This window comes from Pantoea sp. C1E2 (assembly GCF_056491465.1).
The window spans coordinates 3,467,829-3,488,933 of sequence record NZ_JBSZHT010000002.1; the positions used below are offsets into that span (position 1 = coordinate 3,467,829).

Here is a 21,105-nt window from a genome sequence, read left to right on the forward strand (position 1 = left end):
GGTACGACCAGCGCTAGTCGTTTGCCACATCGGGCTTCTTTTTTGGGACAAACTGGCGAAACAGTTCCTGGCTCTTTAACGGTTTACCGCCCAGATAAGGCTTAAGCGCCATACGCGTAAAGCGCTTGGCAGCTCGCAGGCTGTCGGCATCGGGAAAATCGCGTTCCCACAGCGCACGCAACTGGCGGCCGGTAAAACTGCGCTGGTTGACGACCAGGCTGGCGATAAAGCCCTTCTCTTCTCGGTAGCTGTACGTCATGCCGTCATCGATCTCTTCACCACTGCCGGCGCAGTGCAGGAAATCCACGCCGTAGCCAAGATGGCCCAGCAGCGCCAGTTCAAAGCGACGCAGCGCCGGTTCAGGCGTGCCGTTGCCTGCGGCCAGCATCTGGATGCAATTGAGATAGTCAAAGAAGAGATCGGAGAAAGGAATTTCCTGCTCAATGACGCGAGACAGCAGTTCGTTAACGTATAGCCCGCAGTAGAGCGTGATGCCACTGAGCGGTAAGGCCAGTGACACCGCTTCGGCGCTACGCAGCGTTTTGACTTCGCCACGCCCCCCCCAACGCACCAGCAGCGGTGTGAAGGGTTGGAGTGCACCTTTGAGTTGCGAACGGCGCGAGCGTGCGCCTTTGGCCAGGACGCGGACGCGCCCTTCGCTTTCGCTAAACAGATCGAGCAGGAGGCTGGTTTCGCTGTAAGGGCGACTATGCAGCACAAAGGCGCGTTGCCAGCCTTCCATCAATTATTCGTCTGTATAGCCCAGGCTGCGCAGTGCACGTTCGTCATCCGCCCAACCCGATTTCACTTTAACCCACAGTTCAAGATGCACTTTGGCTTCGAACATATCTTCCATATCTCTACGCGCTTCAATGCCGATGGTTTTAATCTTGGCGCCTTTGTTGCCAATCACCATCTTCTTCTGACCTTCGCGCTCGACCAGGATCAGACCGTTGATGTCATAGCCACCACGATCGTTAGAGACGAACTGTTCGATTTCCACGGTCACCGAGTAAGGCAGTTCCGCACCGAGGAAGCGCATCAGTTTTTCACGGATGATCTCAGACGCCATGAAGCGCTGTGAACGATCGGTAATGTAATCTTCCGGGAAGTGATGGTCAGATTTCGGCAGGCATTTACGCGCGATAGCAGCAATCGCATCGACGTTCTTACCGCTTTCCGCAGAGATCGGCACGATCTCAAGGAAGTTCATCTGCTGGCTCAGGAACTGCAGGTGTGGCAGCAGAATGGTTTTATCCTGAATGTTGTCGACCTTGTTAACGGCCAGCACCACCGGCACTTTGCCGTCGCGCAGCTTATTCAAGACCATTTCATCGTCCGGCGTCCAGCGCGTGCCTTCAACGACAAAAATCACCAGCTCCACATCACCAATTGAGCTGCTGGCAGCACGGTTCATCAGGCGGTTAATCGCCCGCTTCTCTTCCATGTGCAGCCCTGGGGTATCCACGTAGATCGCCTGATAAGCGCCTTCGGTGTGAATGCCCATGATGCGGTGACGCGTGGTTTGCGGTTTACGCGAGGTGATCGACACTTTCTGCCCCAGTAACTGGTTCAGTAAGGTGGATTTGCCGACGTTAGGTCGGCCGACAATCGCGATAAAGCCGCTGTGTGTTTCGATTTCGCTCATTCGAGTCCTGACTTGGGCAGCGTCGCTGTCGACGCTGCAATATGACTATGTATTTTATTCGAGACCAAGCTTAATTAACGCCTGTTCGGCGGCGGCTTGCTCTGCTTTACGGCGGCTGGAACCTACGCCCACCACCGGTTCTGCCATGCCACTCACCTGACAGTGAATGGTGAATTCCTGATCGTGGGCTTCGCCACGGACCTGCACCACCAGATAAGATGGCAGCGGCAGATGACGCCCTTGCAGATACTCCTGCAAACGCGTTTTCGGATCTTTTTGCTTATCGCCCGGGCTGATCTCATCAAGGCGATTTTGGTACCAATCGAGAATCAGTTTCTCAACGGTTTGAATGTTGCTATCGAGGAAGATACCGCCAATCAGCGCTTCCACGGTATCAGCAAGAATCGATTCGCGACGGAAACCGCCACTCTTCAGTTCGCCCGGCCCGAGACGAAGACACTCGCCGAGTTCAAACTCACGCGCCATCTCTGCGAGGGTATTGCCTCGTACCAATGTGGCGCGCATGCGGCTCATGTCACCTTCATCCACACGTGGGAAGCGGTGATAAAGCGCATTAGCAATCACATAGCTGAGAATGGAATCGCCAAGAAATTCAAGACGTTCATTGTGTTTACTGCTGGCACTGCGGTGAGTCAATGCTTGCTGCAGTAGTTCCGGATGAGTAAAAGTGTAGCCCAGTTTGCGCTGCAGCTTGTTAATAAGGATGGGGTTCATGCGATTCCAGTTAATCTGTGCGTCTGTAACTCTGCATACGAAACAGGGCTGAGCTTCCAACACGTTCTGTTTAGTGTGCAGTGGCCTCCCGAAAGAGGCCAACCGTGTTGCCCACCGCAGTGGGCATAATTTTTAGTGGATTCCGCCGATGCGACTCAAGCGCACGCCCGTTGGCCACTGTCCTTCTTGTTTCTCAAAGCTCATCCAGATAGCCACCGCTTTACCGACCAGATTCTTCTCAGGCACAAAGCCCCAGTAGCGGCTGTCGGCGCTGTTATCGCGGTTATCACCCATCATGAAATATTGGCCTTCTGGCACAATCCATGTGGATTGAGGCTGACCCGGCTGCTGATAATACATGCTTGCCTGGCTTTGCGCTTCGTTTACCAGAAGAATATCGTGCGTGACGGTACCTAAAGTCTCTTTACGCGTACCGAGACGCAGGCCGCCCTTCATGGTTTCACCCTGCGGCGCTTCAAAGAAGCCGTTACCGGTTTCATTACCATCAAAGCCGCTGAACGTCTGAATGAAGCGGCTTGGCTCCACGTTGGTATAGGTGATTGGCAACGCGGTATCACATTTGCCCGTGCCACAACCTGGGTTAACCGTCAGCGTTTTGCTGTAGGGATCGAACACCACTTTGTCGCCCGGCAAACCGATCACACGTTTGATGTAATCGACACTCGGATCTTTCGGGTATTTGAACACCGCCACATCACCGCGCTGTGGATGACCGGTTGGGATTAGCGTGGTTTGGGTAATCGGATCTTTGATACCGTAAGCAAACTTCTCCACCAGAATAAAATCACCAATCAGCAGCGTTGGCATCATGGAACCTGATGGGATCTGGAACGGCTCAAAAATAAATGAGCGAACGATCAGCACCACCGCCAGCACCGGGAACACCGATGCCGCCGTTTCTACCCAGCCTGGCTGAGCCGCTACTTTGGACAGCGTTTTGCCGTCCAATGCGTTACCCGCCTGCGCTTGTGCAGCTGCCTGCTTAGCACGACGCGCCGGAGCCCATTTAAAGCGATCAATACACCAGATAACACCGGTTATCAGCGTAGCGATCACCAGAATCAGGGCGAACATATTAGCCATTAAAGTTCCTTATTTGCTGTCTTTACCGACATGCAGAATGGCAAGGAATGCTTCCTGCGGCAGCTCAACGTTGCCGACCTGCTTCATTCGCTTCTTACCGTCTTTCTGCTTCTGCAACAGTTTTTTCTTACGGCTAACGTCGCCGCCATAGCATTTTGCAATGACGTTTTTACGCAGCTGCTTGACCGTTGAGCGAGCGATAATGTGGTTGCCGATCGCCGCCTGAATCGCAATATCGAACTGCTGACGTGGGATCAGTTCTTTCATCTTCTCCACGAGGTCGCGGCCACGATACTGTGAGTTATCACGGTGGGTAATCAGCGCCAGCGCATCGACACGTTCTGAGTTAATCATCACGTCGACACGCACCATGTCAGAGGTCTGGAAACGTTTGAAGTTATAATCCAGCGATGCATAGCCGCGAGATGTCGATTTTAGACGGTCAAAGAAGTCGAGTACCACTTCAGCCATCGGAATTTCATAAGTCAGCGCAACCTGCTTACCGTGGTAAACCATGTTGGTCTGCACACCGCGTTTTTCGATACACAGCGTGATCACGTTACCGAGGTACTCTTGCGGCAACAGCATGTGACACTCGGCGATTGGCTCGCGCAGCTCTTCAATATTGTTCAGTGGCGGCAGCTTTGAAGGGCTGTCGACATAAACGGTTTCGCCATTGGTGGTGGCCACTTCATAGACAACCGTCGGCGCGGTGGTGATCAGATCGAGATCGTATTCACGCTCCAGACGCTCCTGGATGATCTCCATGTGCAGCAGACCAAGGAAGCCAATACGGAAGCCGAATCCCAGCGCCGTAGAGCTCTCTGGCTCGTAAAACAGTGAGGCATCGTTCAGGCTCAATTTGCCCAGCGCATCACGGAATGCTTCATAGTCATCAGAGCTGATCGGGAACAAACCGGCATAAACCTGCGGCTTCACTTTCTTAAAGCCTGGCAGCACTTTATCTGCTGGATTGCGTTGCAGCGTCAGGGTATCGCCCACTGGCGCGCCCATGATGTCTTTGATCGCACACACCAGCCAACCTACTTCACCGCAGTTCAGCTCAGTACGATCAACCTGTTTCGGTGTGAAAATGCCCAGACGGTCAGCGTTATAAGTCTGACCGGTACTCATCACTTTTACTTTGTCGCCTTTGCGCAGCGTGCCGTTTTTGATACGAATCAACGACACAACGCCCAGGTAGTTATCGAACCATGAGTCGATGATCAACGCCTGCAGTGGGCCTTCTGGATCACCTTCCGGTGGTGGGATATCACGAACCAGACGCTCAAGCACATCTGGTACGCCTACGCCGGTTTTCGCCGAGCAGCGCACCGCATCAGCAGCATCAATACCGACGATATCTTCAATCTCTTCCGCCACGCGCTCAGGATCGGCCGCAGGCAAGTCGATTTTGTTCAGAACCGGTACCACTTCCAGATCCATTTCCATGGCGGTATAGCAGTTCGCCAGCGTCTGTGCTTCAACGCCCTGACCTGCATCAACCACCAGCAATGCCCCTTCACAAGCCGCTAATGAGCGGGAAACTTCGTACGAGAAGTCAACGTGGCCAGGGGTGTCGATAAAATTGAGCTGGTAAGTTTCACCGTCCAGCGCTTTGTAATCGAGCGTCACGCTCTGCGCTTTAATGGTAATGCCGCGCTCACGTTCCAGATCCATAGAGTCCAGAACCTGCGCCGCCATCTCACGATCGCTGAGGCCACCACAAATCTGAATCAAGCGGTCAGAGAGCGTTGATTTGCCGTGGTCGATGTGTGCGATGATAGAGAAATTTCGTATGTGCTTCATTTATATGAATATCTTCACGTAAAAAATCAGTGGAAAACTTGAGCACAGACACATTCAGGAAAGTGAGCTTTACCCGGAACCCTGTCAGCCTCATTAATGACGACGCATATTACACTGTTAACGCCGCGCGTTAAAGAATGGAACTGTGGGGAATCGCAACAGAATTCAGCGGGTAAGCTTAAATGAAAAAGCCGCGCATTGCGCGGCCCTGGCAGGGATCAACCTTCATTTTCCACGCGTATGGCATCGGGCGGTAACGCAACGCTGAGAATGATCGGCTGAAAGGCTTCCCGATGGCCGAACACGCCGGAAACACCTTTAGCCACAATAAAGCCACCGATGCCGCCTAACAGCGCACCGCAAGCCGCCGCCAGATCGCTGTGGAACAGCATCTGAAACAGACCTGCCACTAAAAACAGACCGAGAAGCGGCGTCATGTAAACCAGCAGCGCTGAACCTAACAGGCTGCTTTCACGGATACCCAATTCAATGCGCTGTCCGGGCTGTAAAGGCTCCGGGCTGGCAATGGTCATCACATGGGCATTTTTCGGCCCGAGTTGGTTGAGCGCGTGGCTGCCGCAGCCTTTGCGGGCTGAGCAGCTGTTACAGGAGGTTTTTGCTTCCGAGTGCAGCGTGGCAATACCTTTATCCCACGCCACCACGGTGGCCCATTCTCTCATCATTTTTGTGCACCTGAATCTATGCTGTCCGCGATACGTTTGGCCGTCGCAGGCGGTAATTCGCCCACCACAGTAATCTCACGATTATCGCGCACTTCTGTCTGCACCGTACGACGCCCAGTGCGCAATGACTGCGACACACTGCTTTTATCAGCAGGCGTAATGTTGATGGCGAAGCTGAATAAGCCATCGCTGTACAGACGGGATTCTACGGTTTTATTCATGGCCGGCATATCGCGGCGACTTTGCGAAATCAGTGACATACCTGCTGGCAACCAGCCAGGCTGCCAGCTGAGCTGCACTTTATCGCCCGCCGGTAATGACAGCGTTGGGGGCAGGTTGGCTTTTTCCAGCCCCTGCATCAAATTACGCACGCCTTCATCCACCGCAAAGCTGATGACGCGGAACTGCTCCAGCGTTTCACCATCACGGTCCAGCAAATCAATACGCAGCGGCAATTTAGTATCGACATCCAGCCATACGACATAGCTGTAGCGCGTACCATCACGCGACACGATGCGCACCACTTCGCACATTTGATCGGCCATGCGCGAACGCCCTACCGGAATAAAATCGTAGGCATCGCCAAGACGAGAGAAGTCAGCAAACATCAATGCAGGCAGCGCATCAATAATGTGATTGCCCGGTAACGAGAAGGGATCAAGTCCTGGCTCGAAATAACTGATGTCATTACCGCGCTGGATGACTTCACGACGCGGTCCATCCATCTGCAACAGTTGGGCAAAGATACGATTATCAATGACTGCATGACGATAGCGCAGAGATTCAATGCCAAGACGGGAGACATTGATGTAGGCGAATTCGTAGTTGAGGTTCTGGCTTGCCTGCTCCATCTGCTGTAACAACGCCCCGGAAGCAGATGTCTGCGCCGGGGCGGTGGAGGACCAAAGCAGGCTGCCTGCCAGCAGGCTAACGGCACACCAAAGTTGCTTCATTACTGCTGTTGAGTTCCTAACGACTGATTTCCGGGAACATTAGCTTGCGCCTGCTGAGGATCGTTCTTTTCATCGAACTGAACCTGATCTGCATGCAGACGGCGCTGCAGCTCATAGTCCTGCAGCATGGCATTCACACGACGACGCTGTTCCTGCACCTGCTGGTTAGAGCTGTTGGTGTCAAAGGCATCAGAAGGGACGCCAAGGCTGACCGGTGAAGCTTTACCCATCATCGGCAGCGTATTGAACGCTGGCGAATCTGAAGATTCCGTCGCGCTGCCACCAGGCTGAGTATTGTAGTGCTGAACACCCACAATCACCGCCAGCGATACGCAGGCAGCCACACCAACTTGTGCCAGTTGTGCTGTCCAGGTGCCGCCACGGCGCCAGAACGGCATTTTCTCCCAGCGTGATGGCTCAGGCTGCGCTTCAGGAATCAGCGGAGTCACTTTGCGCAATGGCTCATTTTCAATGGCCGCTGCAACACGCGCGGAGATATCAAAATGCAGCACTTCACCCACATCACCTCGTAAGGTGTCGCGGATTAGATGGTAGCTCTCCCAACTTTTTTGAAGATCTACGTCTTTCGACAACGATCCCAACAGCTCGTTATCGAGAGTTTCACCATCCATTAAAGCGGAAAGTTTTTCTTTCTGCATGCTTTGGTACCCTTCCAGTAGCCGTTATCACTGACGTTGGATAAGCGGTTGAACTTTATTATCAATGGCCTCTCGGGCGCGGAAGATACGTGAACGTACTGTACCGACCGGGCAATCCATGATGACGGCAATCTCTTCGTAACTTAAACCATCCAATTCCCTGAGGGTGATGGCCATACGCAGATCTTCGGGAAGCGCCTCAATGGTCCGAAAAACAATTTGTTTCAGTTCCTCTGACAACATTAAGTTCTCAGGGTTCGAAATTTCTTTTAACGCACCTGCACTTTCGAAATTTTCTGCGTCAATGGCATCCACATCGCTGGATGGCGGACGACGCCCCTGAGCCACCAGATAGTTTTTTGCTGTATTTACCGCAATACGGTACAGCCATGTATAAAAGGCGCTATCGCCACGGAAAGATTCCAGTGCGCGATACGCTTTAATGAAAGATTCCTGAACCACATCAGGCACATCGCCTGAAGGGACATAGCGTGAAACCAGGCTCGCCACTTTATGCTGGTATCGAATAACCAGTAAATTAAATGACTTTTGATCTCCCTTCTGAACCCGCTCAACGAGAACCTGATCCGTTAACTGCTCGCTCATCCGAGGTAATGTCTCCCCAAATCTCTTTTTTATGCGTAAGTGAACTGCCAGCACATCTCATTGTTCTGAGCAAGCATGCGCTTAGAGTCATATGTTGGCCTGAAGTTCACTACGACCAGATAATTTCCGTATCGGAACCACGACATCATTGTTGTTGATTGTCTTTCAGTGTAGCGACTTGCCACGCCGTTGGTGTCTTTTGCGGCACCGATAATCGCTGGGAGAGTACCCTATGACGCCCTAATTTTCACCTTTATTACCTGAATTTTCAGAGTGTTTGGTATAAAAAACACGATGCGCTCATTTTCGGACATAACTTACTGAAATCGCGTGATTATATCGCCTCTCTGGATAATTTTACCGCGTGATTTGTTCAAAATACTTCACAGAACCGGCTTCCAGGCTTATGCTCGGGAAACCTTCTGTTTAGTAAATTAAACACCATGACGTCAATTCCTGATTACCAGTGTGATGTGTTGATTGTGGGCAGCGGTGCAGCAGGCCTCTCTCTGGCGCTGCGTCTGGCACCCTATTACCAGGTAACTGTGTTAAGCAAAGCCCAGGTTAACGAAGGTTCGACGCTGTATGCTCAGGGCGGCATCGCTGCGGTGTTTGATGAAACTGACAGCATTGAATCCCATGTTGAAGACACCCTGATTGCTGGCGCCGGCTTGTGTGAACGCGAAACCGTGAGCTTCATCGCCAGTAATGCACGCCATTGCGTGCAGTGGTTGATTGATAATGGCGTGGCCTTTGACAAAGAACCGCAAAGTGACGGCGAAGCGCGCTACCACCTGACGCGTGAAGGTGGGCACAGCCATCGTCGGATTCTGCACAGCGCCGATGCCACTGGTCGCGCGGTAGAAACCACGCTGGTAAGCCAGGCGCTGAGCCATCCCAACATCCGCATCATTGAACGCACCAACGCCGTTGATTTAATTCTTTCCGACAAACTGGGCCTGCCGGGTCAGCGTCGGGTGGTGGGCGCGTGGATCTGGAACCGTAATCGCGAGCAGGTGGAAACCTGTCGTGCTCGTGCTGTAGTACTGGCCACCGGCGGTGCGGCAAAGGTTTATCAATACACCACTAACCCGGATGTGGCCTCAGGCGATGGCATCGCGATGGCATGGCGTGCTGGCTGCCGTGTCGCTAACCTGGAGTTCAATCAGTTCCATCCCACTTGTTTATTCCATCCTCAGGCACAGAACTTCCTGCTGACGGAAGCGCTGCGCGGTGAAGGCGCATGGCTGCTGCGCCCGGATGGCACCCGCTTTATGCCCGATTTCGATGAGCGCGCCGAGTTAGCCCCGCGCGATATCGTGGCACGCGCCATCGACCATGAAATGAAGCGTCTGGGTGTCGATTGCATGTATCTGGATATCAGCCACCAGCCCGAAAGCTTTGTGCGTGCCCATTTCCCAATGATCTACGAGAAATTGCTGACCTTTGGGCTGGATCTGACAAAGCAGCCCATTCCGATCGTGCCTGCCGCGCACTACACCTGCGGCGGCGTGATGGTGGATCAGCAAGGCCGCACCGATGTTGATGGGCTGTATGCCATTGGCGAAGTGAGTTACACCGGCCTGCACGGTGCCAATCGAATGGCATCGAATTCACTACTGGAGTGTCTGGTGTATGGCTGGTCGGCGGCTGAAGACATGATTCGCCGCTTGCCGGAGGTTGCCGCTGTTGATCAACTGCCGGCCTGGGATGAAAGCCGCGTGGATGATGCGGACGAGCGCGTGGTGATTCAGCATAACTGGCATGAACTGCGTCTGTTCATGTGGGATTACATGGGGATTGTGCGCACCACCAAACGTCTGCAGCGCGCACTGCGCAGGATTAATTTACTGCAGCAGGAGATCGATGAGTATTACGCGCATTTCCGTCTCTCCAACAACCTGCTGGAGCTCCGCAACCTGGTGCAGGTGGCGGAGTTGATGGTGCGCTGTGCGCTGGAACGCAAAGAGAGCCGTGGCCTGCACTATACGCCTGATTTTCCCGATCAACTGCCTGAAGCGTTACCAACGCAGCTCCAGCCAGATAGCTATCGGAACAGATAAAAATCACTGACCAGACTCAGCCAGTCGGCCGAGTAGCTCTTATCTTCATCACGAATGGCGAGACGTTCCAGCAACGTTTCGCCAGCAGTGGGCGAGAAACCTAACACCAAACGATTTGGCGGACGATGCGCATAAGCCGCCACATCGTAGCGATATCGCAGATGCCAGCCTTCAGCCATCGCCAGCGGAATGAGATTTTCTCCCGCATCCTCGGGCAGCACCACGCAAAAAATCCCCTCTTCTTCGATTAACTGAGCGGCGCAGCGCAATAGCGTAGGGTGATCCAGGGTGGTGGTACTGCGCGCGCTGTCACGCTCTGCGCTGGCTGATGCTGTTCCCGGCGCAAAAAAAGGCGGGTTGCTGACGATAAGGGAGTAACGTTTTTCCGATTGATCGCTCCAGCTGACGATATCTTGTTGATGTACCGTGATTCGATCGGCCCAGGGAGAAGCCTGCACGTTTTCTTCGGCCTGGTTGGCCGCGCTGGCTTCCAACTCGACCGCATCCAGCATCACCTGCTGTGGCGTACGCTGAGCCAGCATCAACGCAATCAATCCGCTGCCGCAGCCAATATCCAGAATACGTCGTGCGCCCGCCACCGGCGCCCAGGCACCGAGTAACACGCCATCGGTGCCAACTTTCATTGCACAGCGGTCATGAGCCACGAAAAATTGCTTAAAGGTAAAACCATCTTTTCTTAACATTGCCCGCGTCTGCGGCTGGTCCTGAGACATACTTCACTACCGTTGAATTATCTACTGCGAGGAGTGTAACGTGGTCGTGAAGGGAATTCACCTTCACCTGCTGCACACAAACAGATGAAGATTATGTCTGTTCTGTCTATAATCAGCGCCCCAAACTGAGGTAGACCATGACCGTAACCACATTCTCCGAACTCGAACTAGACGAAAGCCTGCTGCAAGCGCTGCAGGAAAAAGGCTTCACGCGCCCCACTGCCATTCAGGCTGAGACCATTCCTGCCGCGCTGGAAGGCCGTGACGTTCTGGGTTCGGCGCCAACCGGAACGGGGAAAACCGCTGCTTTTCTGCTGCCCGCTTTACAGCACCTGCTCGACTTCCCGCGCAAAAAATCGGGCCCGCCACGTATTCTGATCCTCACGCCAACCCGCGAACTGGCGATGCAGGTTGCCGATCACGCACGTGAGTTGGCCAAACATACGCACCTGGATATCGCCACCATCACCGGTGGTGTGGCTTATATGAACCACGCCGAAGTGTTCAGCGAAAACCAGGACATCGTGGTAGCCACCACCGGTCGCCTGCTGCAGTACATCAAAGAAGAAAACTTTGACTGTCGCGCCGTAGAAACGCTGATTCTGGATGAAGCCGACCGCATGGTCGATATGGGCTTCGCACAGGATATCGAAACCATCGCTGCGGAAACCCGCTGGCGTAAACAGACCTTGCTGTTCTCCGCCACGCTGGAAGGCGAAAACATCAAGGATTTTGCCGAGCGTCTGCTGAACGATCCGGTATCAATTGAAGCGGATCCCAGCAAAAGCGAACGCAAGAAGATTCAACAGTGGTTTTATCGTGCTGACAACCTTGAGCACAAAACCAAGCTGTTGGTGCACCTGTTAAAACAGCCTGAAGCCAAGCGCGTGGTTGTGTTTGTGCGTAAGCGTGAACGTCTGCATGAACTGGTGACCTGGCTGCACGAAGCCGGTATTCGCACCAGCTATCTTGAAGGTGAGATGGTGCAGGTAAACCGCAATGAAGCGATTAAGCGTATCAACGAAAATCGCGTCAACGTGATGATTGCGACAGATGTTGCGGCACGCGGTATCGACATTGATGACGTCACTCACGTCATCAACTATGACCTGCCACTTACTGCCGATATCTACTTGCACCGTATTGGTCGTACTGCGCGTGCTGGCCGTAAAGGCACGGCGATTTCGCTGGTTGAGGCACATGACCATGTGTTACTGGGTAAAATTACCCGTTATATCAACGAGCCGATCAAAGCGCGCATAATTGATGAGTTGCGTCCTGAATCACGTGCACCGAGTGCCAAAGTGACGGGTAAACCGTCGAAAAAAGCCCTTGCGAAGCGTCAAGAGCGCAAAGAGAAAGAAGCTGAAAAACCGCGCGTTAAACAACGCCATCGCGACACCAAAAATGTCGGTAAACGTCGTAAGGCAAGCGGTAGCAGCACACCAGAGAGCGGTGCAGAATAAATCAGCACCCACTCAATAAAGCGCCTCTGATGAGGCGTTTTTTTGTCTTTAGCTCGGTAAAATAGCGCTTCGGTTATATTTTTCCCGGCAAGGGCCTACTCTGCTATCCCTTATAGAGTGTTTAAAAATAAAAAGGCCGCGCCGAAAGGTATCAGCGCGGCCTGTATTGCTGTGTGACTTTTCGTCAGCCGATCAATTACAGACTTTCAGTGAAAGTACGGGTAATCACATCGCGCTGCTGTTCAGGGGTAAGCGCATTAAAGCGCACCGCATAACCAGAAACACGAATAGTCAGCTGCGGGTATTTTTCCGGATGCTTAACCGCATCTTCTAAGGTTTCGCGACGCAGCACGTTGACGTTCAGGTGCTGGCCCCCTTCAATACGTACCTCGGGTTTCTGCTCCAGTGGGATTTCGCGGTAAGCAATCTCGCCCAGATCGCTAATTGCAACGATCTGATCTTCCGTGAAATCGCCTTTTGCACACAGGCAACGGGCTTCCGCTTTCTCATCATCCAGCAACCAGAATGAGTTCAACAGCTGTGGGTTATTGGCCTGAGTAATTTGAATACCGGTAATCATAGTGACCTCCAGGGCTTAAATGCGCGATGTTTCCTATCACGCGGTGTATCCATTGATCTGACACATTGATATATCACCGAGGGTTTATCGCCGTTTTGACCTGTATCAATTATGCTGGCCAGCAAAATGCGCTTCATCGCTAACAAATTGATTTACAACCATTACGACTGAAAACTTTTTCTGTATTTTTTCAAATTATTTTTACCCTTCTGCTGCCGCGTGCGACACGCTAAGCTAGGCGCAAATTTTTGCAGGGAGTTAAAGATGGCTGAGAAGCTGACCTGGCACGACGTGCTGGCTGAAGAGAAAGAAAAACCTTACTTCGTCGAAACGTTAAAAGCGGTAGCCAACGAGCGCGCAGCAGGTGTGACCGTGTATCCGCCGCAGAAAGACGTGTTCAATGCCTTTCGTCTGACGGAACTGGGCGACATTAAGGTGGTGATTCTGGGTCAGGATCCCTATCACGGCCCAAATCAGGCGCACGGTCTGGCGTTCTCCGTACTTCCTGGCGTGCCCACTCCACCTTCACTGCTGAATATGTACAAAGAATTAGAGAAGGATATCGCAGGCTTTACACGTCCACAGCACGGCTTCCTTGAGAGCTGGGCCACACAAGGTGTCATGCTGCTGAACACGGTGCTGACGGTAGAAGCCAGCAAAGCGCATTCCCACGCGCGATTCGGCTGGGAAACCTTTACGGACAATGTGATTAGCGCAATCAATCAACATCGTGAAGGGGTGATTTTCCTGCTCTGGGGTTCGCATGCTCAGAAGAAAGGGAGCATTATCGATACCCAGCGTCACCATGTTTTGAAAGCGCCGCACCCTTCTCCGCTTTCTGCCCACCGCGGTTTTTTCGGCAGCAAACACTTTTCACAAGCGAATGCGCTGTTAAGCCAGTCTGGCCAGACACCGATCGACTGGATGCCTGTTCTGCCGCAGTAATAAAAACGGCCGCAATCAGCGGCCGTTTTTATATTCAGCAGGGCAATCAGCCTTTGGCTTTGGTCACTGCCACCATCGCTGGACGCAACAGGCGACCATTGAGGGTATAACCACGCTGCATCACCATCAGCACATGGTTCGGCGCCATGTCTTCTGATTCAATCATCGACATCGCCTGATGCACATCCGGGTTGAACGGCACGTTAGTTTCACCGACCACTTCAACACCGTATTTACGCACGGCACCCAGCAGGGATTTCAGCGTCAACTCAATGCCTTCGATCATCGAAGCCAGTTCGGTGTTCTCTTTATCAGCCACTTCCAGCGCGCGCTCCAGGCTATCAATCACTGGCAGCAGTTCGTTGGCAAATTTTTCCAGCGCAAACTTGTGCGCCTTTTCCACATCAATTTCGGCACGGCGACGGATGTTCTCAATCTCCGCCTGAGCGCGCAGCTGTGCTTCACGCACGCCGCCTTGCGACTGGGCTAATTCCGCTTCCAGTTGCGCGATTCGCTCATCACGCGGATCCACCTCAGTTGCCGTCTCTGCATCCACGTGCTGCTGATCCTGTTGAATTTCGTCTGAGACTTGCTCGTTAGGGGTGTTCTGTTCTTTACTACTCATGAATTTCTCCGCGTTTTGCACATTCATCTCGCTGGTTGGCTTATTATGGGGATCAGTTTGAAGGTTTCAAGTGAACCCATCACATTGCCTGGCCGTTTTGGCTTATGAGGAACACCTGCTAAATGAACAAACACTTTAACTGCATTGGGATTGTCGGCCATCCGCGCCATCCTACTGCGTTAACCACCCATGAAATGCTCTGGCGCTGGCTGACAGCAAAAGGCTATGAGGTGATCGTCGAGCAGCAAATTGCGCGCGAACTGAATTTGAAAGATGTGGAAACCGGCAGCCTGGCCGAGATTGGTCAACGCGCCGATTTAGCTGTGGTGGTGGGCGGTGACGGCAATATGCTGGGCGCCGCGCGCGTGCTGGCACGTTATGACATCAAAGTGATTGGTATCAACCGCGGTAACCTCGGTTTTCTCACCGATCTCGACCCGGATAATGCACAGCAACAGTTAGACGATGTGCTGCAGGGTGAATACTTTATCGAAAGTCGTTTCCTGCTGGAGGCGCAGGTGTGCAAAGAATCGTGCTCGCCGAGGATTGGAAGTGCCATCAATGAAGTCGTGCTGCATCCCGGAAAAGTGGCACACATGATTGAATTCGAGGTGTATATCGATGAGGTCTTTGCGTTTTCTCAGCGTTCGGATGGCTTGATCATCTCGACGCCTACCGGCTCAACGGCCTATTCCCTCTCAGCGGGCGGACCGATTCTGACGCCATCGCTGGATGCCATCGCCATTGTGCCGATGTTCCCGCATACGCTTTCCGCACGCCCGTTGGTGATTAACAGCAGCAGTACCATTCGCCTGCGTTTTTCATCTCTGCGCAGCGACCTGGAGATCAGCTGTGATAGCCAGATTGCGTTGCCAATACAGGAAGGAGAAGACGTGTTGATTCGCCGCAGCGCGCATCACCTCAATCTAATCCATCCTAAAAATTACAATTATTTTAATACGTTAAGCTCGAAGTTAGGCTGGTCAAAAAAATTGTTCTGAAAATCACCGCCAGCCACTTTACTGTATAAAAAACCAGTTTATACTGTATGAAAAACCATAGCTGTTTTTACATACAGGTGATTTCATGCTGGCACAACTGACCATCAGTAACTTTGCTATCGTTCGCGAACTGGAGATCGACTTTCATCGTGGAATGACAGCGATCACAGGGGAAACCGGCGCAGGTAAATCCATCGCAATTGATGCGCTGGGCCTGTGCCTGGGCGGTCGCTCTGAAGCAGATATGGTGCGTCAGGGTGCCAGTCGTGCCGATATCTGCGCGCGCTTCCAGCTCAAAGCCTCACCTTCCGCACAGCGCTGGCTGGTGGAGAATCAGCTCGATGAAGGCAACGAATGCCTGCTGCGCCGCGTGATCAGTGCCGATGGCCGCTCTCGTGGCTTTATCAATGGCACTTCGGTGCCGCTGTCACAGCTGCGTGAACTCGGTCAATTGCTGATACAAATCCACGGTCAGCATGCGCATCAACTGCTGCTCAAGCCGGATCACCAGAAACATCTGCTGGATGCTTACGCGGCTCATGATGGTCTGCTTGATGAGATGCGTCAGCATTACCAGCGCTGGCATCAGAGCTGCCGCGCGCTGGCACAACATCAACAGCTATCACAGGAGCGTGAAGCGCGCCGTGAACTGCTGCAATATCAGCTGAAAGAACTCAACGAATTTGCCCCGCAGCCGGGTGAATTTGAACAGATTGATGAAGAGTACAAACGTCTTGCTAACAGCGGCCAACTGCTTTCGACCAGTCAGCAGGCACTGCAAATCCTCGCCGACAGTGATGACACCAACCTGCAAAGCTTGCTGTATAGCGCGCGCAATATGCTGGGTGAATTAGTGTCATTGGATGACAAAGTCAGCGGCGTGTTTAATTTGCTGGAAGAGGCAGCGATTCAACTGAGTGAGGCCAGCGATGAGCTGCGCCACTATTGTGAACGTCTGGATCTCGATCCGAATCGCCTGCATGAACTGGAACAACGCCTGTCACGCCAGATTGCACTGTCGCGTAAACACCACATATCGCCTGAAACCTTGCCGGTGCTGTATCAGCAGTTGCTGGACGAAGCAGAACAGCTATCGCAGCAAGAGAGCGATCAGGAAACGCTGCAAGCGGAAGTGGTGGCTCATCATCAGGCGGCGTTTGCCTGTGCTGAGCAATTGCACCAGCTGCGTGAACAATCGGCGCAGGAGTTGAGCCAGCTGATTACCCAAAGTATGCGTACCCTCTCCATGCCGCATGGCCAGTTCGCCATTGAGCTGGAGTTCAAAGCCGATCAACTCTCGGTGGATGGCGCGACACGCATCGATTTCCGTGTGACCACCAACCCCGGCCAGCCGTTGCAGCCTTTAGGCAAAGTGGCTTCGGGTGGTGAGCTGTCACGTATCGCTTTGGCGATTCAGGTGATCACTGCACAGAAAATGGAAACGCCGGCCATGATCTTTGATGAAGTGGATGTCGGTATCAGCGGCCCAACGGCTGCGGTAGTCGGTCAGATGTTGCGTCAGCTCGGCGAATCCACCCAGGTAATGTGTGTGACGCACCTGCCGCAGGTCGCTGGGTGCGGACATCAACACTTCTACGTCAGCAAAGAGACCAATGGTGAGATGACCGAAACCCATATGCAGCCGCTGGATAAACGTGCACGTCTACAGGAACTGGCGCGTCTGTTAGGCGGTAGCGAAGTCACACGCAACACGCTGGCAAACGCAAAAGAACTTTTAGCAGCCTGATTCCGCACTTTTTTCTGGCCTGGTGGTCATATGCTTGCTCTGTAGAGGTTTCCAATAGGACAAAGGTTTATTATCATCGGCAGTCATATCGCCATAATAAATCCTGCCGTAAGCAGAGTTCAGAATTTGATGGCAACAAAACTGCCTGATGAAAGGCGTTTGGCCCCAGAAAAGGAATGTATAGATGCGCTGTAAAACGCTGACTGCCGCGGCAGTGGTAATGTTGATGATGACCGCCGGATGTTCCACCCTTGAGCGTGTTGTATATCGTCCGGATATCAATCAGGGGAATTACCTGGTCGCCAACGATGTTTCGAAGATTCACACCGGCATGACGCAGCAGCAGGTTGCCTACACCCTCGGCACACCAATGATGCGCGATCCGTTTGGCAGCAATGTCTGGTATTACGTGTTCCGTCAGGAACCAGGTCATGAAGGCGTGAAGCAGCAAACCCTGACGCTGACCTTCGACAGCAACGGTACGCTGACCAATATCGACAACAAACCGAAACTCACTGGCAAAGAAGGCTAAGTGAGCGGCAACAAAAAAGGCGCTTAAGCGCCTTTTTTTGTGTGTGCTATTTCGCTATTTGTTGGTCGCGGAACGCTCCGCACGCTGACGGCGCATCTCTTTGGGATCCGCAATCAATGGGCGATAAATCTCCACGCGATCGCCATCCTGAACCACATCACCCAATTTTACTGGCCGGCTGAAAATACCCACCTTGTTATTTGCCAGGTCAATATCTTTGCGCAGTGATAACAAGCCTGAAGCTTTAATCGCCTGCTCTACGGTCGCGCCCTCTTCCAGGGTTACCGAACGCAAATATTGCTTTTCAGGCAGCGCATAAACGATCTCAACGCTAATATCAGGCACGGTAAACCTCTTTCGCGCGCTGGCTGAACGCTTGCACCATGCTATTGGCTAATTCTTTGAAGATACGGCCAAAGGCCATTTCTACCAGCATGTTGGTGAACTCGAAGTCGAGGCTCAGCTCAACTTTGCAGGCATCATCGCCTAAAGACGTGAAGTGCCATCCACCGGTCAGCTTACGGAACGGACCATCAACCAGCTGCATTAAAATGCTCTGATTGCTGATCAGGGTATTTCGCGTGGTAAAGGTTTTACTGATGCCCGCCTTCGAGACATCTACCGCAGCCGTCATCTGATTTCCGCTGTTGTCCAACACGCGACTGCCGGTGCAGCCCGGAAGAAACTGAGGATAAGCGTCCACATCATTCACGAGCTGATACATCTGCTCAGCGCTATAGGGGACCAACGCCGAACGGCTAATCTGGGCCATAATGGTTCCTGTTCATCACAAAACCGTTGAATAATACCATTTTCGGACACCAAACAAAATTCACGGGTTTGCCAGCTGTGCTAAAATAGAGTGTTTTTTACCGCCCCCAGGACAGGGGGATGCGCCCACAGACTGAGTGATGTAGACTACGCCGCACTATGACAAAGAAAAAAGCTCACAAACCCGGTTCAGCCACTATTGCCCTCAATAAACGCGCTCGCCACGAATACTTCATTGAAGAAGAGTTCGAAGCGGGGATGTCGCTGCAGGGATGGGAAGTTAAATCACTCCGCGCCGGTAAAGCCAACATCAGCGACAGCTACATTCTGCTGCGCGATGGCGAAGCCTATCTGTTCGGTTCCACGTTCCAGCCACTGGCGGTCGCCTCTTCGCACGTTGTTTGCGATCCTACGCGCAGCCGTAAGTTGTTGCTGAAGCAGCGTGAACTCGATTCGCTTTACGGTCGTGTCAATCGCGAAGGCTTTACTGTGGTTGCACTGTCGATGTACTGGAAAAACGCCTGGGCCAAGCTGAAAATCGGCGTGGCGCGCGGTAAGAAAGAACACGACAAGCGTAACGATGTGAAAGATCGTGAATGGCAAATGGATAAAGCACGTATTATGAAGAATTCAAAGCGTTAAGCACTGGATTCATCCGTCATTATTCTGTAGTATTAGAAGTTCTTGGGGCTGATTCTGGACTCGACGGGATTGTGAAGCCTTAGGTGCATGTCGAGGGGCGGTTTGCCTCGTAAAAAGCCGCAAAAAAATAGTCGCAAACGACGAAAACTACGCTTTAGCAGCTTAATAACCTGCCAAGAGCCTTCTCTCCCTAGCTTCCGCTCTTAAGACGGGGATCAAGAGAAGTCAAACCCAAAAGAGATCGTGTGGATGCCTTGCCTGGGGTTGAAGCACTAAATCTAATCAGGCTAGTTTGTCAGTGGCGTGTCTGTCCGCAGCTGGCCGGCGAATGTAAAGACTGACTAAACATGTAGTACCGACGGTGTAATAATTTCGGACGCGGGTTCAACTCCCGCCAGCTCCACCAAAATTCTCCATCGATGGCACCAGAGCCATTCGATGAAGTCCTAAGAGCCCGTAAGGTTAAAGCCTTACGGGCTTTTTTGTGCAAGTGGTTTTGTGGGATGATGTACCAGGCCTCTGCAACTATCGATGCTCGTTTGGTTTTTCCCATGTAACTCACCATGTTCTTGATGCGGAAAGCCTCTTAAATAAGGTATAAAGCCGCATGAAAATTCCAAACCGAATCCAACCGCTGGTCGATGATGGCCTAATCGATAACGTGCTTCAGCGCTTGAAGAGCGGCAAAGAGGCTGACGTTTACACTGTCATGTGCGGTGGCAAAGTCCAGTGTGCCAAAGTCTACAAAGAAGCCTCGCAACGCAGCTTTAAGCAAGCCGTTCAATATCAGGAGGGGCGTAAAGTTCGCAACTCCCGTAGCGCGCGTGCGATGCAGAAAGGCTCCAAATTCGGGCGTAAGCAGCAAGAGGAAGTCTGGCATACCGCAGAAGTCGACGCGCTGTTCCGTCTGGCCAAAGCCGGCGTTCGCGTGCCTGAGCCCTATATGTGCCTCGACGGTGTGCTGTTGATGGAGCTGGTCACTGATGCAGATGGCGCAGTAGCTCCGCGACTGAGCGATGTGATGTTGTCAGAACAGGAAGCGTTGACTGATTTCGCCACTATGATTCGCAATATCGTGCGCATGTTGTGTGCCGGCATTGTGCATGGCGATCTGTCAGAGTTTAACGTGCTGCAAGATGAACATGGCCCAGTGATCATCGACCTGCCTCAAGCGGTAGATGCTTCAGCAAACAACCACGCCGAATCGATGTTCGAGCGCGATGTGAATAACATCACCGAATATTACGGTCAGTTTGCCCCGCAGATTTTAGAAACGCGTTATGCGAAGGAAATCTGGCAGCTATTTGAAGACGGCAAGTTAACGCCTGAAACCGTGTTGACCGGCCTGTTTGTGGAAGAAGTCCATGATGTAGATATGAACTCATTGCTGGATGAAATTATTTCTGCGGAAGATGAGTATTACGATCGCCAGCGAGCGGCTAAAGAGCGGGATGAAGAATAGTCAGCCAGCCTGATTCACTGGCTTTTAGTTATAGTGAACCCATTATTCAAATTTCGCCTGCTAAACAGATACATGTGCAGCCCGTCACTCTCATTGACTGGCTGAAAAGCTGTTTCTCATCTCATCAATTGCGCTGGGTGAAAGCAGCAGCACAGATTTAAGACTCAGCTCAATACGTTCAACGATGGCTTCTCTCGGGCCTGAACGCCTCGCTGGCATAAAATCCTTCCAGGACACCGTGCATTTCCTCTTCATTTTCAAATGCACGAAGAAGAAAATAGCTATCAGCATCATGGCGAGAACAACCGTAAGCGACGACATCAATTCCCTGCTCGACGTG

23 protein-coding genes and 1 other RNA gene are annotated in these 21,105 nt (G+C 52.5%); 9 read left to right on the plus strand and 15 right to left on the minus strand.

The genetic code is table 11. The features are described 5' to 3' along the window. Positions 1-13 precede the first annotated feature (13 nt). From recO to rpoE, 9 genes are all read right to left on the minus strand, one after another. A complete protein-coding gene (gene recO / locus ACXI0A_RS16550) occupies positions 14-742 on the minus strand; it encodes a DNA repair protein RecO (protein ID WP_224930487.1) in 729 nt (242 codons plus the stop codon). Positions 743-745: 3 nt separating this feature from the next. Then, positions 746-1,648, minus strand: coding sequence for a GTPase Era (gene era / locus ACXI0A_RS16555; protein WP_224930484.1), 903 nt, complete (start codon positions 1,646-1,648; stop codon positions 746-748). A gap of 54 nt (positions 1,649-1,702) precedes the next feature. Beyond that, on the minus strand, positions 1,703-2,383 hold the full coding sequence (gene rnc, locus ACXI0A_RS16560; RefSeq protein ID WP_200577600.1) for a ribonuclease III: 681 nt from the start codon (positions 2,381-2,383) through the stop codon (positions 1,703-1,705). Positions 2,384-2,515: 132 nt separating this feature from the next. Then, positions 2,516-3,487, minus strand: a complete 972-nt coding sequence (gene lepB / locus ACXI0A_RS16565; RefSeq protein WP_224930480.1) for a signal peptidase I — start codon at positions 3,485-3,487, stop codon at positions 2,516-2,518. Between the two features lie 9 nt (positions 3,488-3,496). Next, the gene (gene lepA, locus ACXI0A_RS16570; RefSeq protein ID WP_224930478.1) at positions 3,497-5,296 is read right to left on the minus strand and encodes a translation elongation factor 4; all 1,800 of its coding nucleotides are present in this window, start codon (positions 5,294-5,296) and stop codon (positions 3,497-3,499) included. Positions 5,297-5,514: 218 nt separating this feature from the next. After that, positions 5,515-5,979, minus strand: coding sequence for a SoxR-reducing system protein RseC (gene rseC, locus ACXI0A_RS16575; protein ID WP_224930476.1), 465 nt, complete (start codon positions 5,977-5,979; stop codon positions 5,515-5,517). Continuing rightward, the gene (gene rseB, locus ACXI0A_RS16580) at positions 5,976-6,932 is read right to left on the minus strand and encodes a sigma-E factor regulatory protein RseB (protein ID WP_224930473.1); all 957 of its coding nucleotides are present in this window, start codon (positions 6,930-6,932) and stop codon (positions 5,976-5,978) included. Before rseB ends, rseC begins: the two co-directional genes overlap by 4 nt. Next, positions 6,932-7,591, minus strand: coding sequence for an anti-sigma-E factor RseA (gene rseA / locus ACXI0A_RS16585; protein WP_476147640.1), 660 nt, complete (start codon positions 7,589-7,591; stop codon positions 6,932-6,934). The genes rseB and rseA overlap by 1 nt, the downstream gene beginning before the upstream one ends. Positions 7,592-7,618: 27 nt before the next feature. Then, positions 7,619-8,197, minus strand: coding sequence for an RNA polymerase sigma factor RpoE (gene rpoE / locus ACXI0A_RS16590; RefSeq protein WP_007886161.1), 579 nt, complete (start codon positions 8,195-8,197; stop codon positions 7,619-7,621). Positions 8,198-8,640: 443 nt separating this feature from the next. Between rpoE and nadB the strand changes: the two genes are divergently transcribed. Further along, the gene (nadB, locus tag ACXI0A_RS16595) at positions 8,641-10,260 is read left to right on the plus strand and encodes an L-aspartate oxidase (protein ID WP_224932004.1); all 1,620 of its coding nucleotides are present in this window, start codon (positions 8,641-8,643) and stop codon (positions 10,258-10,260) included. Here nadB and trmN read toward each other — a convergent pair. Beyond that, positions 10,245-10,994: a tRNA(1)(Val) (adenine(37)-N(6))-methyltransferase TrmN gene (gene trmN, locus ACXI0A_RS16600; RefSeq protein ID WP_476147637.1), complete on the minus strand. Its 750-nt coding sequence runs from the start codon at positions 10,992-10,994 to the stop codon at positions 10,245-10,247. The genes nadB and trmN overlap by 16 nt on opposite strands. A gap of 137 nt (positions 10,995-11,131) precedes the next feature. On the opposite strand from trmN, the gene srmB reads away from it, so the two are divergent. After that, complete coding sequence (gene srmB, locus ACXI0A_RS16605) at positions 11,132-12,460, plus strand: ATP-dependent RNA helicase SrmB (RefSeq protein WP_224930466.1); 1,329 nt, start codon at positions 11,132-11,134, stop codon at positions 12,458-12,460. Between the two features lie 196 nt (positions 12,461-12,656). Here the strand turns inward: srmB and grcA are convergent, their stop codons facing one another. After that, positions 12,657-13,040: an autonomous glycyl radical cofactor GrcA gene (gene grcA, locus ACXI0A_RS16610; protein WP_224930463.1), complete on the minus strand. Its 384-nt coding sequence runs from the start codon at positions 13,038-13,040 to the stop codon at positions 12,657-12,659. Positions 13,041-13,304: 264 nt separating this feature from the next. Between grcA and ung the strand changes: the two genes are divergently transcribed. Continuing rightward, a complete protein-coding gene (ung, locus tag ACXI0A_RS16615) occupies positions 13,305-13,985 on the plus strand; it encodes a uracil-DNA glycosylase (RefSeq protein ID WP_476147634.1) in 681 nt (226 codons plus the stop codon). 46 nt (positions 13,986-14,031) lie between these two features. Here ung and grpE read toward each other — a convergent pair whose 3' ends face one another. After that, the gene (gene grpE / locus ACXI0A_RS16620) at positions 14,032-14,610 is read right to left on the minus strand and encodes a nucleotide exchange factor GrpE (protein ID WP_476147632.1); all 579 of its coding nucleotides are present in this window, start codon (positions 14,608-14,610) and stop codon (positions 14,032-14,034) included. Between the two features lie 122 nt (positions 14,611-14,732). Here grpE and nadK point away from each other — a divergent pair, with 122 nt between their 5' ends. The 3 genes from nadK to bamE all read left to right on the plus strand — a co-directional run bounded on the left by nadK (position 14,733) and on the right by bamE (position 17,890). Then, complete coding sequence (gene nadK / locus ACXI0A_RS16625; protein ID WP_476147630.1) at positions 14,733-15,611, plus strand: NAD(+) kinase; 879 nt, start codon at positions 14,733-14,735, stop codon at positions 15,609-15,611. An 85-nt stretch (positions 15,612-15,696) separates the two neighbouring features. Further along, on the plus strand, positions 15,697-17,358 hold the full coding sequence (gene recN, locus ACXI0A_RS16630; protein ID WP_476147628.1) for a DNA repair protein RecN: 1,662 nt from the start codon (positions 15,697-15,699) through the stop codon (positions 17,356-17,358). A 184-nt stretch (positions 17,359-17,542) separates the two neighbouring features. After that, on the plus strand, positions 17,543-17,890 hold the full coding sequence (bamE, locus tag ACXI0A_RS16635) for an outer membrane protein assembly factor BamE (RefSeq protein ID WP_224930451.1): 348 nt from the start codon (positions 17,543-17,545) through the stop codon (positions 17,888-17,890). Between the two features lie 54 nt (positions 17,891-17,944). On the opposite strand, the gene ACXI0A_RS16640 is transcribed toward bamE, so the two are convergent. Together ACXI0A_RS16640 and ACXI0A_RS16645 are read right to left on the minus strand one after the other, a co-directional pair. Continuing rightward, on the minus strand, positions 17,945-18,235 hold the full coding sequence (locus ACXI0A_RS16640; RefSeq protein ID WP_224930449.1) for an RnfH family protein: 291 nt from the start codon (positions 18,233-18,235) through the stop codon (positions 17,945-17,947). Continuing rightward, positions 18,228-18,662 carry a type II toxin-antitoxin system RatA family toxin gene (locus ACXI0A_RS16645; RefSeq protein WP_034825580.1) on the minus strand — a complete coding sequence of 145 codons (435 nt, stop codon included), beginning with the start codon at positions 18,660-18,662 and terminating at the stop codon, positions 18,228-18,230. The genes ACXI0A_RS16640 and ACXI0A_RS16645 overlap by 8 nt, the downstream gene beginning before the upstream one ends. 158 nt (positions 18,663-18,820) lie before the next feature. On the opposite strand from ACXI0A_RS16645, the gene smpB reads away from it, so the two are divergent. The 3 genes from smpB to ACXI0A_RS16660 all read left to right on the plus strand — a co-directional run bounded on the left by smpB (position 18,821) and on the right by ACXI0A_RS16660 (position 20,765). Then, positions 18,821-19,303 carry an SsrA-binding protein SmpB gene (smpB, locus tag ACXI0A_RS16650; RefSeq protein ID WP_224930445.1) on the plus strand — a complete coding sequence of 161 codons (483 nt, stop codon included), beginning with the start codon at positions 18,821-18,823 and terminating at the stop codon, positions 19,301-19,303. Positions 19,304-19,347: 44 nt separating this feature from the next. Then, positions 19,348-19,709, plus strand: a transfer-messenger RNA (tmRNA) gene (gene ssrA, locus ACXI0A_RS16655). A 201-nt stretch (positions 19,710-19,910) separates the two neighbouring features. Beyond that, positions 19,911-20,765 (plus strand): PA4780 family RIO1-like protein kinase, encoded by an 855-nt coding sequence (locus ACXI0A_RS16660; RefSeq protein WP_224930442.1) that lies wholly within the window; start codon positions 19,911-19,913, stop codon positions 20,763-20,765. Positions 20,766-20,855: 90 nt separating this feature from the next. On the opposite strand, the gene ACXI0A_RS16665 is transcribed toward ACXI0A_RS16660, so the two are convergent. Beyond that, positions 20,856-21,086: a hypothetical protein gene (locus tag ACXI0A_RS16665; RefSeq protein WP_476147625.1), complete on the minus strand. Its 231-nt coding sequence runs from the start codon at positions 21,084-21,086 to the stop codon at positions 20,856-20,858. Between the last annotated feature and the right edge of the window lie 19 nt (positions 21,087-21,105).